The sequence below is a fragment of the Paenibacillus agilis genome, from assembly GCF_007786455.1.
GTDB classification, from domain to species: domain Bacteria; phylum Bacillota; class Bacilli; order Paenibacillales; family Paenibacillaceae; genus Paenibacillus_B; species Paenibacillus_B agilis.
Window position 1 is genome coordinate 307747 of sequence record NZ_VNJK01000001.1, and the last position, 14305, is coordinate 322051.

Here is a 14305-nt window from a genome sequence, read left to right on the forward strand (position 1 = left end):
AGGAGGCTTATATTGCCATGGATGTGTCGGATTCATCCCCCTCACTTGCTCACAACCCTGTATATTGTCTCGGCTGTCAAGAAAGGGTACCAGCGGAGCGTACGGTGCTCCAATTCCGTACAGGCTTCTATAAAGGTCAAATACCAATTGGGAGCTGTGATCGCTGCACACCTGAGCATGCAATATTGGCTCAATTGTGGAATTCTTTAAAGACTGGGCATTTCTACTGAAAATAATAAAATGTAATAACGATGTGAAACGATGCAGTTCCCTTCGTACTTCTCTTCGCAAAAAAAGAGAGAAGCAAGCATTATCCCGCTTGCTTCTCTTTACGTTTTTTCTTCTTATTGTGATGATAGCGGTTCGGATGATCTTGTGAAAATATGATATCCGTCTCTATTTCTGATTCATGAGTGTTATTAGAGGATGATGGGGCGTCACTATTATCAATGGGCAGGGAGATAGATGGTTGTATTTGTTCGGCAGCTGATTCTGGGCCCTTCATTTTGCTTATGCCGTTCAATGTACCGCCTTCTTCAATAACGAGCGATTGTGATACACAATTGCCCGCTACATGTCCTGTCGATGTTATCGTTAGCTTACCTTCGGCTGTAAGTTCCCCATATATCGTTCCTGCAACGATAATTTGTTTCGCCTCGATGTTTGCGTGAGTTTCCCCATTATTGCCTATAATAACCGTTCCTTGGCATGTTATCGTGCCCTTGAATTGACCGTCTATGCGTAAGTTGGATGGGCAGTTCAGCTGCCCCTCTATTGCTGTTCCATAACTAATAATGGTATCTGTCATACTAGGACGTGAGCTTTTTCCGAACATCGAGTCTCAACTCCTTGTCGAATAAATAGCTAGGCATCTATCTTTTTATGTGGTTTGTGAGAGGCAGGGGAGGAGGCTGAAGATCCGATATATGTATAAGGGTTTGTTGCTTCTCCTCCCTGCATCACTTGAAAGTGCAAATGCGGCCCTGTACTTCTTCCTGTATTTCCGAGCTCTCCAATCTTATCTCCTTTAGCTATACGATCTCCCACACGTACATGAATGCTGTTCAGATGCATGTACCACGTTTCTAATCCATTCACATGAGAAATAATGATATAGTTGCCCCTTGCATAATGAGATTCAGCGGTGGTTACTGTTCCTTCAGCAGCAGCATAGATCGGATCGCCTACGTCGCCAGCAATATCAACACCAGCATGGAAGGATGCCTGTCCTGTTATAGGGTCTTTCCGATAGCCAAAGCCGGAAGTAAGCTGCTGTGATTGTGTTGGCCATAGGGAAGGCGTGCCTTGAATAACGGCCTGTTTCTTCTTCGCTTGCTTTATCGATGTTGGGAGAGAACGTTCCATTTCGGTAATAAGCTTGTTCACTTCTTGTAAATCGAACCGAGACTGATGAGACAGCTTCAACAGCTGTTCATCCGTCAGAGCTTGAAGTTCGCCTCCTTGCTGCTTGCTGTTAAGACGTGAAATAGGCAGCGATGCTCGGGATAAGCTGCCAGCAGGGGCATCCTTCGATTGATTTTTATTTCCTTGGACAAACTGTTCAAGCTGTCGTTCCCAATGACTAATTTTGGATACGCGCTGTTTCACATTTTCTGTCTCTTTGCTCAGACGGATGATTTCCTGTTGAAGTTTATTTACGGCTTGTTCCTTATTTTTTACGGTGACATCCAGTACTTTAGCTTGCTTAGATAACTGTCCTTGGAGCTCTTGAATCTGTTGGGCCGATTTCCATTCTAAATGTAAAATAAATCCGGAAAGAGACATAACAGCTGCAATTGGTACGGATACGATGAGCAGCTTCGGAATCTTCACTTGCTTGACTTCTTGTTCCGCTTCTCGGATGACGAGTAGCGTTGTAGATTGCTTCCACCACCGCCGCTTCATAAGTTATCACCTCACTCTATACAGTCTAGACTTGCAAGGTTAAAGAGGGTTGAATAACAAAGGATAGAATACCCAAACTATCTTGTACAATCTCTAATACAAATTTATTCGATAGTAGGACAGAACATGACTACAAGTTCCAAAGAGTTTGTCGTGATGTGGTAAATAAGCAGGGGGTGAAGAGATGTTATGGGTCGTTGCAGCACTAGTCATCTACATTTTTCAGTTAGTTATGATTGTGTTTTTGGAGCATAAGCATCCTTCAAAGACTGTAGCGTGGCTATTGATCTCTTTTTGCTTTCCGCTTATAGGTTTCGTGCTGTATTATTTTGTGGCTCAAGATTATACAGCGAGAAGGCGAGTGCGAAACAATCGTTACGAGGATGATCTACTAGGGGACATAAAGAGAATCAATAAAGTTACCGATCTGAGCAGCATTAAAAATGAATCCATGAGAATGCAGCCGCGCTTGTTCGGGCTCGTATCCGCCTTGTCGAACATCCCTGTAACTGGTGGGAACCGCACTATTGTACTGACGAATGGACAGGAAACATATAACGCCTTAATTGAGGGTTTGAAGTCAGCCAAACACCATATCCATATGGAGTTCTACATCATTCGAGACGATGTAATTGGTCGTATTATTCAGGAACTGCTCATTCAAAAAGCAAGCGAAGGTGTACAAGTCCGTGTTATCGCGGATGGAGTTGGGAGCTTGGAGTTGAATCAAGTTTATGTGAGCAAGCTGCAGCAAGCAGGAGTCGAATTTCACTTCTTCCTTCCTCTTGCAGTGTCACTATTTCGAAGGAGACTGAACTACCGCAATCATCGGAAAATAGTCGTTGTAGATGGGCGAATAGGATATGTTGGCGGTCTCAATATCGGAGATGAATATGCTGGAAAACACGAGAAGCTTGGTTTTTGGCGTGATACGCATTTGCAGATCGAGGGTGATGCGGTCTATGCGCTGCAAGCTGTGTTTTTGCATGATTGGTCATTTGCTTCGGGACAGAAGCTATGGCAGGAGGAGTTCTTCCCGCTGCATCAGTCTAAGGGAGATGAGCAAGTTAAAATGATATCAAGTGGGCCTGATGCGAATCTTGCAGCAACACAAGAATTGTTCTTCGGAGCCCTTGTGAGCGCACAAGAAAGAATATGGATGATGACTCCCTATTTTGTACCCGATCTTAGTATTCGGTTGGCACTTAAGACAGCAGCGATGAGCGGGATCGATGTTCGTATTATTATTCCGTATCAGTCAGATTCGAAAATAGTTGATTGGGCAGCTCGCTCGTATTTAGAGGAGTTGATGAAGGCAGGGGTTAAATTTTTTGAGTACCAAAAAGGGTTCTGCCATGCGAAAACGCTCATCATCGATCAGGCTTTAGCTTGTATCGGCACGGCTAACATGGATATGCGCAGTTTCTATTGGAACTTTGAACTTAACGCCGTTATGTTCGATAGAAAGACTATTCACCGTTTGGAAGCCGACTTTAGCAAAGACTTTGATGTTAGCAGTGAGCTTGAATATCATCATTTCACAGCTAGACCTCGTAAGCAGCGCATGATGGAGGCTATTTCTCGAATGCTATCACCGCTGCTTTAAAGCGAGCAGAATAGGCTCCATTTGCTGCGGAGGTACTTGAGACAATAGATTCCCAACTTGGTTCAAGCGTTCTGCTGCATTCAACAGCGTGAAGTGCTGCGGGCTTGGATTACGCGAGACTTCCTCCCATGTCAAAGGCATAGAAACTGAGGCGTAGGGAGTAGCACGGGGCGTATAGGCGGCGGCAATCGTACGGCCTGCATCATGCTGAGCATAGTCGATATAAATGCGTGTGCCACGATGCTTTTTCAATCGTTCGATCGTGAACAAATCAGGATGACGATCACATAAGTAGCGGGCAACAAATAGCCCTAGTCCTTTCAGTTCATCGAATGTAGGGCCCTTGGAAATAGGAACGATAATTTGAACACCTGTAGCGCCTGATGTTTTTGGAATGCTGCTAATACCAAGAGAAGATAACAGCTCCCCAACGAGCTTAGCGGCCTCCATGATGCGCGGTTCAACGGATACAGAAGGATCAAGATCGATAATCCACTGCTCTGGCAGTGGATTATTTACGGTATGCAAAGATGGATGAAACTCGATGCAAGCTAAGTTAGCTAACCATAGCAGGGTAGCCGTATTGTTCAGCAATACATATCGAATATCGCCATATGTGGCTGTTTCTACAAAGTCGGGGGCAGAGTCGGGACAATTTTTTTGATAAAAGGACTCGCCTGGTATCCCGCCGGGATAGCGTATTGTCGTTAAATAACGATTGGCACAAGCAGGCAGCAAGTAGGGAGCAAGCTGGAGCAGCTTCATCAAGTAATCTGCTTTTGTAATATGAAGATCTGGCCATAGAAGCTTGTTTGGGTTAGATAATTTTACTTCATGGCCTTCGACTTGCAGCATGATGAAGGGGGCTGTCATCCGCGATACACTCCTTATATTTTACTGAGCATTTTAATTGAATTGAGATTGATGTTGAAATAGCAGAATAAATAATAGTTGATCAATACATAGTCAATGTCCTGCTTATTCGGGCAAGTAAGGGAGTGCAAGCAGCTTCGGATGTCTAAGCAATCCCGATTCATTCCTTTCTAATGCAGATACGAGGCAGGGCACAGGAGCGTGAAACCATCGTATCGTTAGTCGGCGCAGTTCTTGTGGCAGTGAGTTGCTTGGACAAGAGATTTGTTTCGCCAATTGTTCCTTGGTATCATGCTGCTGATGCTGTGCCCACGTTTCTAATAGCTCGCGATACTGCTGATGCAGACCGCTGGATACACGCCCTAAGTAGCTCCCTTCTTCGGTGAAGAGGATGAGACTCGCTATGCGACCTTCGTTCATGACAAGTCCGTAGGTTAAAGCTATTATTTCTAATTCCTTTTTACATTTAAATGAAGCTTGATGCTTCTTGCCGCTGCTGTAAGGAGCATTCCTTAGCTTGCTGACAACCCCTTCCCATTGGTGCTCCTTTACCCAGGACCAAAGTGCTTGTCCATCATCATAAACGTCTGCTACCTGAATGGAGACTGTGTTTGAAAGAGAGCTATCCTGCGCTTGTTGTGCAAATAAATTCAATAATTGCTGATGTCGAGCTTCATAAGGCAGCGATCGCAAATCATGACCATCTAAGGCGATAAGATCAAATAAAACATAGGATAACGGCCAACGATGCTGGGCGGCTAGCTCGTTTTGCTTTGCGGCCGAAGAACGCTGGCGCTGCAAAATAAGACTAAAGGAAGGTCTATGCAATCGTGGGTCGATTACGACTGCTTCGCCATCCAGTATGACAGAACGACCTTGCAGCGCGGGTAACTGAGCGAGAGCTTGTTCGATCATCGCAAATGAGGAAGTTCGATCAAGCATTCGCTTCGTATAGAGCTTTACGCTGCGTTCTTTAGTTGCAAGGCTACAGTCAGCAATAAGGCGGATGCCATCCCATTTCAGCTGATGCAGCCACTGGGGGCCTTGTGGGATGGCATCTGCCAATATGGGCGCCATCGGCACAAAAGTGTGCGGATCAATGGAGCTTATGTGCATTGCCGAAGGTACTGCTGCGGCAGGCCGTGCCGCTGAAGAGGGATACGCTTGCAGCGGTATGTTCACGGTTCCCGTTGCTGCCGCAAATTGCTTAGCTTGCCCTGCGACGGTACGCAAGCGAGGCGCCCTAGGCATGCGCCTCGCTCTTGCGCCGCCGCGTGCGCCGTGCAGGTTTGGCGGCGTTATCGGTCGCCGCAGCGGTGCTTGCTGCTGCTTCAGGTGCAGCTTCAGCTGCTTGCATGCGTCGACGGCGCGAGCTGCGCGGCTGCGCGCTGGCATCAACTGGGCCAGCGCTTACAGCGTTCATGCCGTGCGCAGCCGGGGCTGACGCGCTGCTTGCAACTGCGCCTGCCCCAGTGGCAGCCTCTGGCGCTGCATTCGCTTTGCGTCGCCGTCCGCGTGGAGATCCAGTCGCTGCCGCGGGTGCTGTCGTCGCCGCAGTGGTGCTTGCTGCTGCTTCAGGCGCAGCTTCAGTTGCTTGCCTGCGCCGGCGTCCACGTCCGCTCGCTGCTGGTGCAGAAGGGCTTGCGGTGCCTGCACTTACCGATTCCGCGCCTGTGTTAATGGCCGCTCCTCCTAGTGGTGCGCCACCCACACCTAACGGCGGTGTCACCGTATTCGCGTCGCTCATTGCTGGCGCACTTGGCATTGGCACCTCATTGCTCACTTGAACAGCATCGGTGCCAGCGGCTGCTCTGCGCCTGCGCGGCTTAGCTGCACTGCTTGTACTTGCCGCGGCGCCAGCAGCGCCCAATGATTGCGCTCCCGCCGCTGGAACACCAGTGTCTGTCGCCATCATGGCAGGCATCATCCCAGGCTTAGTAGCTTGGATACTTGCTTGCAATGCCGCCATCAAGTCGACAATAGGTGTCTCTTGATGGAGTTGTGGAGCCGCCTTCACTTCTCTGCCAGCTATTTTTTGCTCAATGCGTGACAGTAGTCGCTCACGATACTCATCTTTATATTTATGTGGTTCAAAGGAAGTGGATAATTGGTCGATGAGCAGCTTTGCCATTTCCAGCTCCTTGTCGTTGACTTGTACCTGTGCGGGTACATTTGGTACCGCACCGGATGCGCGTATTTCATCTGGAAAATGCATTGTCTCCATGACGAGGCAATTATCGATCACTCTTATCGCAGCCAAGCTGCTTTTCGCTCGCAGTGTAACACGGGCGATGCCAATTTTATTTGTAAGCCTAAGTGCTTCTCGGAGCAGTTGGTAAGCATTTGTTCCAGCCTGATCAGGCGATAAATAATAGGTTTTTTGATAATAAATCGGATCGATGTCCTGTAAGTCGACAAAGTCTTGAATCGCAATGGAACGGCTTGCTTCTTCTTGAAGTGCATCCAGTTCATCCTTACTAAAGAGCACGAAATGACCTGTTTCGTACTCATACCCTTTTACGATGTCGTTCCAGGGCACTTCTGTATCGCATACCGGACATTCTCGTATATAAGATAGCGGACTGCCGCATTTGTTATGAATCATGCGCAGCGAAATGTCCTTATCTTCGGTGGCCGTATGCATTTTAACGGGGACATGGACAAGCCCAAAGCTGATAGCCCCTTTCCACACCGTGTGCATGCTTTTCCCTCCTTTTTCATGCGAAAGGCTCAAGTTCATGAATGAATAATGCTATTAGTATGAGATCAGCGGGGAAAGTCAACACGGGTAAGTGTTGGATACAAGTGCGAGATCATATTTAGATGCATGAACTTGAATGATTGGGATACGTTATTAATGCTGGCTATAGAAATGAACATAATGCTTAGAAACATCAAGCAGTTTCAACAATTTCTGCATTAGCATGACAGGCTAAAAAATTAAAAAAGAAGCTTTTTCAGCAATATGAAGGAGGAAGCAGCGAATGAATGCAAATCGAGCTAAGGAAATTTACGATTCATCAACCAATTACGTTGTGCAGCTTGATGGGGAGCACTCTGTGTGGATTGAAAGTGTTGATGTTGCGAATGGAATGGCTACGGTTCAGGTGGGGACGAACCCTGCTGATACACAGACCGTATCTGTTGAACGATTGAAAGAAGAACACCATTAAAGTCTTCATTGTTATGCGTATTGCGATAAATGCAATAAAATAAAATCATCCTAGTTTCATCATTACAGATGAAGGAGAAGGTCGAGGCTGTACCTGGCACAATAAGGGGGGCTTGGGCGGAGTAATCTCCTTCGTCTGTTTATTTGCGTTTATACAATAAAGCCTACCTCAGGAAATTTCCCCCTTCATATCGTTGTGTCTTCGGTAAATTCCTTGCGGCAACACTTTATGCACCGATATAATATAGAAATACTATTGAACAGCCAGCTAATGATGGAATGGGTAAAGCTACAGCTGAACGCTGTTCAGTTAACGTTTGGAGTGAACGCAATGCAATCAGTGGATATGACCTATATATCAAACAGTGAAGCAGATACGGTAAAATTGGCGGAACATTTGGCTAAAGGATGCCGCCCAGGTGCTGTCATTGCGCTTGATGGGGATTTGGGAGCGGGCAAAACACGCTTTTCGCAGGCGTTTGCCAAGGCGCTAGGTGTGACGGAGGTCGTTAACAGTCCGACTTTTACAATTATTAAAGAATATGAAGGCAGTGAAATGCCTTTTTATCATATGGACGTTTATCGTGTTGGCATGGCCGAGGCGGATGAACTTGGTCTTGATGAATATTTCTACGGTGATGGAGTGACGATTGTGGAATGGTCGAGCATTATTACACCATTGCTGCCACCCCTATATTTGCACCTATTCATTCAATATGAAGGTGAACAGAGCCGCACTATTCGTCTGACGGCATACGGTGAACCTTTTGCGACACAGCTGAACGAGATAAAGTGGAGAGGAATTTAATCTAATGCATATACAAAAAATGTTGGCCCTCGATACTTCGACAGCTACGATGGCAGCTGCATTGTTGGAAGGGACAAGCATTATAAATACAATTCAGTCTTCAGAGGAGCGCAATCATTCGATTAGACTCAATCCTACGATGCAGGCTATGTTGACGGAACAAGGTTGGACAGGCAGCCAAATCGATGGTATTGCGGTCGGAATCGGGCCAGGCTCTTATACAGGTGTACGTATTTCTGTGACCGCAGCTAAAACGCTAGCATGGGCATGGCGCAAACCAGTTGTGGGCGTATCGAGCTTGCATGCACTAGCATTGAGCGGATTGGCTGCTGCAGCGCATGGAAAAGAAATGAGCACTCTTGCAGTGGAAACGACAAATGACTCAGAGCTCTCTTTTGCTTGCCATGCGCCTGTTCGCATTTATCCGATTATGGACGCACGTCGTGGTCAAGTATATACAGCTTCATTTGATATCAATGGACAGCCTCTAATAACGGGAAGGTTATCGCTACAGGAAGCTTGCACTCGTCAATCCGTAGATGGCATTCGCATGTTGGTGGATATTGCAGATGAAGCAGCACAGGCGTTGGAAAACAATCCAGAGCTGCATATTATTTTCGCTGGAGATGTCGATCAGCATCGTGCCAAGTTGGAAGAATTGCAGGCTGTATTTGGCACTCGCATTCATTTGGAATCATCAGCTTTGGATGCTGCGTGGATAGGTATACTCGGTCTAGCTCGTCTCCTCGTAGACGATACAGATGAAGTTCATCACTTGGAGCCGAACTATACCCAATTGACGGAAGCGGAAACGAAGCTGAAGCAGCAACAGCAGGGTCAATAAACGGGATAACCGATTTTAAATACTGATGAGATCAACTATCTCAATAGGATTAGAATTTAATAAATGCTAGATAAGGAGCGTGAACCCGGTGGAACAAGCAAGCCATCATTGTGAACTTGCACAAGTAAGGCCGATGACGGTCGCAGATATTGAAGCTGTACAGATCGTGGAGCAAGCTTCGTTCACGCTACCATGGACGAATGATGCTTTTTACAATGAGCTTACGAACAATATATTTGCACATTATTGGGTCATTGAGGAAAATAATACGATCGTTGCCTATGCGGGCATGTGGACAGTGATCGATGAAGCACATATTACAAACATAGCGGTTCATCCTGACAGCAGAGGACGTAAGTTTGGCGAGAAGCTTATGCAGACACTTATCACAGAAGCAGCCGCACAAGGTATGAACAAAATGACGCTTGAAGTACGTGTCACAAACGAAGTGGCTCAGCGGCTATATCGCAAATATGATTTTGAACCTGCTGGTGTCCGTAAAGGCTATTATTCTGATAATAACGAAGATGCGCTCATTATGTGGACGAATATTGATCAATTACGTGCAAGCAGTTACTAGCTTATAGAACTTAAAGGTGGGAAAGCAAACGGTGAATGAGAAGGATACAGGTAGTACCGTGAACGGCATAAATGATGTAAGCATTTCAACGCCGTCGGACAAACCTATTTATATACTAGCGATTGAGACAAGCTGTGACGAGACGTCCGTAGCAATCGTGCGCGATGGGCATGCAGTGTTGTCGAATATGATTTCGAGCCAAATCGATGTGCATCGTCGCTTTGGCGGTGTTGTACCAGAGATTGCTTCGCGTAAGCATGTGGAAACCATCACGGTAATGATCGAGCAGGCTGTTGAGGAAGCAGGTATTTCATTGGACGACGTGTCTGCGATCGCTGTCACGCAAGGTCCTGGCTTAGTAGGGGCTTTGCTTGTTGGGATCGTAGCTGCCAAGTCACTTGCGATGGCACTTAACATTCCGCTTATCGGAACTCATCATATAGCAGGTCATATTTATGCGAATCAACTTACTGCAAAGATTGAATATCCTTGCATGGCCCTTGTTGTATCAGGTGGGCATACGGAGCTTGTTCATATCGAGAGTGAAGGGCAATTCAAGCTGATCGGACGTACGCGTGATGATGCAGTAGGAGAAGCCTATGACAAAGTCGCTCGCGCGGCTAATCTCCCATACCCAGGTGGCCCGCATATTGATAAGCTTGCTTGTGAAGCAGACGAAGTGGTAGCGATGCCTCGCTCTTGGTTGGAAGCAGACAGCTATGATTTCAGCTTCAGCGGCTTGAAGTCTGCGGTACTTAACGTAGTGAACCAGTCGAAAATGAAAGGCAATGAGCCTAACTATCCAGCTATCGCTCGCGGCTTCCAAGAGTCCGTCATCGACGTACTTGTTGGCAAAGCGATGCGTGCTGTTAAGGAATACGATGCAAAACAGCTTCTATTGTGCGGTGGCGTGGCAGCGAACAAAGGCTTGCGCGCTGAGCTGACCGCTCGCTGCGAAGCGGAGGGTGTGCCATTACTTGTGCCGCCAATGGAATATTGCACAGATAATGCGGCTATGATTGGTGCTGCTGGATATTTGAAATGGAAGCAGCAAGACTTCTCGTCACTAGACTTTAATGCGCACCCATCATTCTCCTTGGAGGGCTGGTCTGTAAGCTAAAGCCTACGTATTTTCATACATGGAACGCAATAACGATAGAAAAAATAGTGGTTATTTTATAGCCTGCAGCTAGATTGGAGAAGCATACTATGTTTCCCGAAAGCATGCAGGTTATTTTTTATGGGCGCTGATATACACGGAATAGGCCCGGATGTTTTGACAGAGCAAAGTGATTCATTTTTTAAGAAATAATGTTATTGACTATTCATAATTGGGGCAATATAATAATCACAAACCTTTTCCGAATAACTGGAAAATGAATTATAGTTCAAACGCTATGACAAGGAACAGTAGAAGTGTGAAGCCTTCAGAGAGCCGCAGTAAGGTGCGATGCGGTAGGTGGATGACTTTGAACTCACCTTTGAGCGGAGCGAGCGAAGGATTAGGGAGTTAACAGAACCTCCTTCTGAGTAGTTCGTTACGGAAGCCTCCGTCATCAGGTACGCGCACGGTCGATGTCCGGACATAGGACGTGTGCGGTGGAGTGGGTGAAGTTCGTCTTTTTGCGAAAGGCGGTTCACCAATGAGAGTGGTACCACGGCAGCAGCAGCCTGTCGTCTCTTTAGGAGACGGCGGGCTTTTTTGTATGCACAAGGGCAGAGTTAGCGTCTGAGGTAAATCAACACATTAACCAACACATAAACGATAATACAAAATCTAAATCTAAATCTAAAATAGAAATACATGGGTCAATCGACTAGGAAATGTACTTGTTACGTGGACAAAGTACAGAAATGTCCATACAAAGGTGGACACTAGGCATTACATGGTTGTTGGTCGCTCTAAATCAAATAATTGCTGTATATGGTGGGTTTCATCAGACGTCACGCTATATATGGTATGTTGCAAATTTGAGCAGACAACTCCTTTTACCACATCAGTGTCCACTATTTGAAAGACATTTATCATCGAAAATCCACAAGAAGTGGACAAATAAATATCACAATCACATACCTAGGATACATGCAATGAACAGGAGTAGTAGAGCGATATCCTCTTTCCAGAGAGCTGCGGGTTGGTGCGACGCAGTAGGGAGACGTTCGAACTCGCTTGGGAGCAAGAAGGGCTGATATTCATCCAATGTTGCACAATGCGACAAGTTGAAGTAGGTCGTTCCGGAACCTCGCCGTTATGAGGATAAGGGGGAATACGAGGCTGATACAGCCAACACGTGTTCCAACAAGAGTGGTACCGCGGCAGGTCTGTCGTCTCTTAGGAGATGCAGGCCTGTCTTTTTTTGTACCTGAGGCGTTTCGTTTCACACACATTTTCTATATTCACATCAAAAATCCATATAAAACGAAAGCGAGGAGCATGAACATGTCGAACACTAATTTTACGGGTAAAGGTCCAGTAACGAACGAGGCAAAGAGACGCATTACGATTTTCGATACGACGTTGAGAGACGGGGAACAGGCACCAGGCGCCGCACTTCAATTCGAGCAGAAGTTGCTGCTCGCAGATAAGTTGGTGCGCTTGGGCGTAGATGTGCTGGAGCCTGGATTTCCTGTCTCCAGCCCAGGGGAATTTGAGGCAGTGCAGCGCATATCCCGCCTCTATCCGCAGATCGAAGTCTGCGGATTCGCGCGTGCCGTGCGCGGTGATATCGACGCGGCTGTAAAAGCAACCGCGGATGCAGAAAAGCGCCGCATCCACTTGTTTATCTCCGCGTCTGACATCCATCTCACGCATCAGCTGCGCATGAAGCGTGCCGAAGTAAAACAGCGCGCTCGCGAAATGGTCGCCTACGCGCGTCAATTCGTCGACTGCGTCGAGTTCAGCGCGATGGATGCTACGCGCGCTGACCAGAGCTACTTGGCGGAGCTAGTAGAAGCCGCCATCGAGGAAGGCGCCGGCATCATCAACTTGCCCGACACGGTCGGGTATGCCATGCCGCATGAATTCGGCGAAATGTTCCGTTTCGTTCGCCGAGAAGCACGCGGCGCTGAGAACGTATGCTTCAGCGCTCACTGTCATAATGACTTGGGCCTTGCTGTTGCGAACAGCCTAGCCGCGATTGAAGCAGGGGCGAATCAAATCGAAGTAACCGTCAACGGTGTCGGTGAGCGTACGGGCAACTGTGCATTGGAAGAGCTGGTCATGGCACTTGATACCCGCAAAGATTATTGGCAGATTGAAACGAATGTACAGATGGAGCATCTGTATGATGTTTCTCGCAGTGTAAGTCGCATGATGCATATGCCAATTGCATTTAATAAGCCAGTCGTCGGTCGCAATGCGTTCCAGCATGAATCTGGCATTCATCAGGACGGACTGTTGAAGAACCGCAACACGTACGAAATTATGGACCCTGTCCGTCTTGGCATTCCGCATGAGTTGATCGTGCTTGGCAAACATTCAGGACGCCATGCGATCAAGCACAAAGTAAGTCAATATGGCATTGAACTGAATGCGGAACAGCTTAATGATGTCTATGATCGCTTTAAGCAGTTTGCAGACAATCAGAAGGTTGTAACGGATCAACAATTGCTGACCTGTGTAGGCGAGGCACTTGATCAAGAGTGGGGACGTTTCAAGCTCGTTGATGTGCAGGTAGTGGCGGGAAGTTCCCGCGCAAGAGTAGCAAGCGTCACGATCTTCAATATCCATGAACAAACCGAGCACACGTATGCAGGTATCGGAGCTGGCCCTGTTGAGGCGCTTATTCGAGCGATGCAGCAGGCGCACGGTAATGAGATTAGCTTTGAGGATCTGGAGCTGCATTCCCTTACGTCTGGTGAAGAGGCTGTGGGGGAAGCCGCAGTTACGGTACAAGTGGATGGTCATTCCTATCGCGGAACAGCTGCTCATTGCGATATTATGCTTGCGATAGCAGAAGCTTATATGGCTGCATGTAACCAAGCTTGGAGCAGTTCAGGGTTGTCAGATAGCGAAGAAGCGGATACGCAAAAGTCTGCTGTGCAAGGATAGAACCGTCCTGCGGACGTAAACTTGCGAGAATAGAGGAAAAGCGACAAAGTGTGACATTCTTCATGTGGACAATAGTTATCCACATATTAGATATTTTATGGGGAAAAGTACCATGAGGCTAACTAGGGTAAGCAGTTGGCAATGAAGAAAATAGGGGATCAATTTTTCATGTAACATTTTCAAAATTGTGGATACTGTGTATAAAACGGTGGATAAGATTGGATATCTTGTTGAAAATGCTGGTATTAAGCGGGATTAACGATTGTTAATTATGAATGGAATGTAAATATATCCAATTTATGTTGTGAATAAAATTTTCTATCCACATATTTCCTTAAAAGCGATGAAATAAAAAATAGAGAGCCCACTGTATTCTCGTAGTCTACGAAATACAGTGGGCTCCTGTTTATTTACGACATTTTCCGAGTTGCGTGTCACTTACACAAGTACATACCAAATTTCATGC

General features: G+C 46.7%; 13 protein-coding genes and 2 other annotated features. Of the genes, 8 read left to right on the top strand and 5 right to left on the bottom strand.

All coding sequences use genetic code 11. The annotated features are described in order from the left end of the window. Nucleotides 1-17: 17 nt before the first annotated feature. Nucleotides 18-230 carry a diaminopimelate decarboxylase gene (locus FPZ44_RS01285; protein WP_144986672.1) on the top strand — a complete coding sequence of 71 codons (213 nt, stop codon included), beginning with the start codon at nucleotides 18-20 and terminating at the stop codon, nucleotides 228-230. A gap of 80 nt (nucleotides 231-310) precedes the next feature. Here FPZ44_RS01285 and FPZ44_RS01290 read toward each other — a convergent pair whose 3' ends face one another. Beyond that, nucleotides 311-835 (bottom strand): bactofilin family protein, encoded by a 525-nt coding sequence (locus tag FPZ44_RS01290; protein ID WP_144986674.1) that lies wholly within the window; start codon nucleotides 833-835, stop codon nucleotides 311-313. 29 nt (nucleotides 836-864) lie between these two features. Then, a complete protein-coding gene (locus tag FPZ44_RS01295; protein ID WP_144986676.1) occupies nucleotides 865-1905 on the bottom strand; it encodes a M23 family metallopeptidase in 1041 nt (346 codons plus the stop codon). A 184-nt stretch (nucleotides 1906-2089) separates the two neighbouring features. Between FPZ44_RS01295 and cls the strand changes: the two genes are divergently transcribed. Then, nucleotides 2090-3511 (top strand): cardiolipin synthase, encoded by a 1422-nt coding sequence (gene cls / locus FPZ44_RS01300; RefSeq protein ID WP_144986678.1) that lies wholly within the window; start codon nucleotides 2090-2092, stop codon nucleotides 3509-3511. On the opposite strand, the gene ligD is transcribed toward cls, so the two are convergent. From ligD to ku, 3 genes are all read right to left on the bottom strand, one after another. After that, entirely contained in the window at nucleotides 3497-4384 is an 888-nt protein-coding gene (ligD, locus tag FPZ44_RS01305) for a non-homologous end-joining DNA ligase (protein WP_144986680.1), read from the bottom strand. The genes cls and ligD overlap by 15 nt on opposite strands. 105 nt (nucleotides 4385-4489) lie before the next feature. Further along, entirely contained in the window at nucleotides 4490-5635 is a 1146-nt protein-coding gene (locus tag FPZ44_RS01310) for an ATP-dependent DNA ligase (RefSeq protein ID WP_186785871.1), read from the bottom strand. Further along, nucleotides 5628-7085 carry a non-homologous end joining protein Ku gene (gene ku / locus FPZ44_RS27055; RefSeq protein ID WP_144986685.1) on the bottom strand — a complete coding sequence of 486 codons (1458 nt, stop codon included), beginning with the start codon at nucleotides 7083-7085 and terminating at the stop codon, nucleotides 5628-5630. Before ku ends, FPZ44_RS01310 begins: the two co-directional genes overlap by 8 nt. Before the next feature lie 283 nt (nucleotides 7086-7368). Between ku and FPZ44_RS01320 the strand changes: the two genes are divergently transcribed. The 6 genes from FPZ44_RS01320 to FPZ44_RS01345 all read left to right on the top strand — a co-directional run bounded on the left by FPZ44_RS01320 (nucleotide 7369) and on the right by FPZ44_RS01345 (nucleotide 13839). Next, nucleotides 7369-7557 carry an H-type small acid-soluble spore protein gene (locus FPZ44_RS01320; protein WP_144986686.1) on the top strand — a complete coding sequence of 63 codons (189 nt, stop codon included), beginning with the start codon at nucleotides 7369-7371 and terminating at the stop codon, nucleotides 7555-7557. 330 nt (nucleotides 7558-7887) lie between these two features. After that, nucleotides 7888-8364, top strand: coding sequence for a tRNA (adenosine(37)-N6)-threonylcarbamoyltransferase complex ATPase subunit type 1 TsaE (tsaE, locus tag FPZ44_RS01325; protein ID WP_261378165.1), 477 nt, complete (start codon nucleotides 7888-7890; stop codon nucleotides 8362-8364). A gap of 4 nt (nucleotides 8365-8368) precedes the next feature. After that, complete coding sequence (gene tsaB / locus FPZ44_RS01330; RefSeq protein ID WP_144986691.1) at nucleotides 8369-9208, top strand: tRNA (adenosine(37)-N6)-threonylcarbamoyltransferase complex dimerization subunit type 1 TsaB; 840 nt, start codon at nucleotides 8369-8371, stop codon at nucleotides 9206-9208. Between the two features lie 133 nt (nucleotides 9209-9341). Continuing rightward, nucleotides 9342-9788 (top strand): ribosomal protein S18-alanine N-acetyltransferase, encoded by a 447-nt coding sequence (rimI, locus tag FPZ44_RS01335; RefSeq protein WP_144991623.1) that lies wholly within the window; start codon nucleotides 9342-9344, stop codon nucleotides 9786-9788. A gap of 58 nt (nucleotides 9789-9846) precedes the next feature. Continuing rightward, complete coding sequence (gene tsaD, locus FPZ44_RS01340; protein ID WP_418789160.1) at nucleotides 9847-10908, top strand: tRNA (adenosine(37)-N6)-threonylcarbamoyltransferase complex transferase subunit TsaD; 1062 nt, start codon at nucleotides 9847-9849, stop codon at nucleotides 10906-10908. Between the two features lie 268 nt (nucleotides 10909-11176). Then, nucleotides 11177-11473 (top strand) — a binding site (T-box leader). Between the two features lie 394 nt (nucleotides 11474-11867). Beyond that, nucleotides 11868-12124: a binding site (T-box leader), on the top strand. 104 nt (nucleotides 12125-12228) lie between these two features. Beyond that, the gene (locus FPZ44_RS01345; RefSeq protein WP_144986693.1) at nucleotides 12229-13839 is read left to right on the top strand and encodes a 2-isopropylmalate synthase; all 1611 of its coding nucleotides are present in this window, start codon (nucleotides 12229-12231) and stop codon (nucleotides 13837-13839) included. Nucleotides 13840-14305 lie beyond the last annotated feature (466 nt).

Coding starts and splice junctions, on each gene's coding strand:
- FPZ44_RS01285 (WP_144986672.1), top strand. CDS start 18: ATGGATGTGTCGGATTCATCCCCCTCACTTGCTCACAACCCTGTATAT.
- FPZ44_RS01290 (WP_144986674.1), bottom strand. CDS start 835: ATGTTCGGAAAAAGCTCACGTCCTAGTATGACAGATACCATTATTAGT.
- FPZ44_RS01295 (WP_144986676.1), bottom strand. CDS start 1,905: ATGAAGCGGCGGTGGTGGAAGCAATCTACAACGCTACTCGTCATCCGA.
- cls (WP_144986678.1), top strand. CDS start 2,090: ATGTTATGGGTCGTTGCAGCACTAGTCATCTACATTTTTCAGTTAGTT.
- ligD (WP_144986680.1), bottom strand. CDS start 4,384: ATGACAGCCCCCTTCATCATGCTGCAAGTCGAAGGCCATGAAGTAAAA.
- FPZ44_RS01310 (WP_186785871.1), bottom strand. CDS start 5,635: ATGCCTAGGGCGCCTCGCTTGCGTACCGTCGCAGGGCAAGCTAAGCAA.
- ku (WP_144986685.1), bottom strand. CDS start 7,085: ATGCACACGGTGTGGAAAGGGGCTATCAGCTTTGGGCTTGTCCATGTC.
- FPZ44_RS01320 (WP_144986686.1), top strand. CDS start 7,369: ATGAATGCAAATCGAGCTAAGGAAATTTACGATTCATCAACCAATTAC.
- tsaE (WP_261378165.1), top strand. CDS start 7,888: ATGCAATCAGTGGATATGACCTATATATCAAACAGTGAAGCAGATACG.
- tsaB (WP_144986691.1), top strand. CDS start 8,369: ATGCATATACAAAAAATGTTGGCCCTCGATACTTCGACAGCTACGATG.
- rimI (WP_144991623.1), top strand. CDS start 9,342: ATGACGGTCGCAGATATTGAAGCTGTACAGATCGTGGAGCAAGCTTCG.
- FPZ44_RS01345 (WP_144986693.1), top strand. CDS start 12,229: ATGTCGAACACTAATTTTACGGGTAAAGGTCCAGTAACGAACGAGGCA.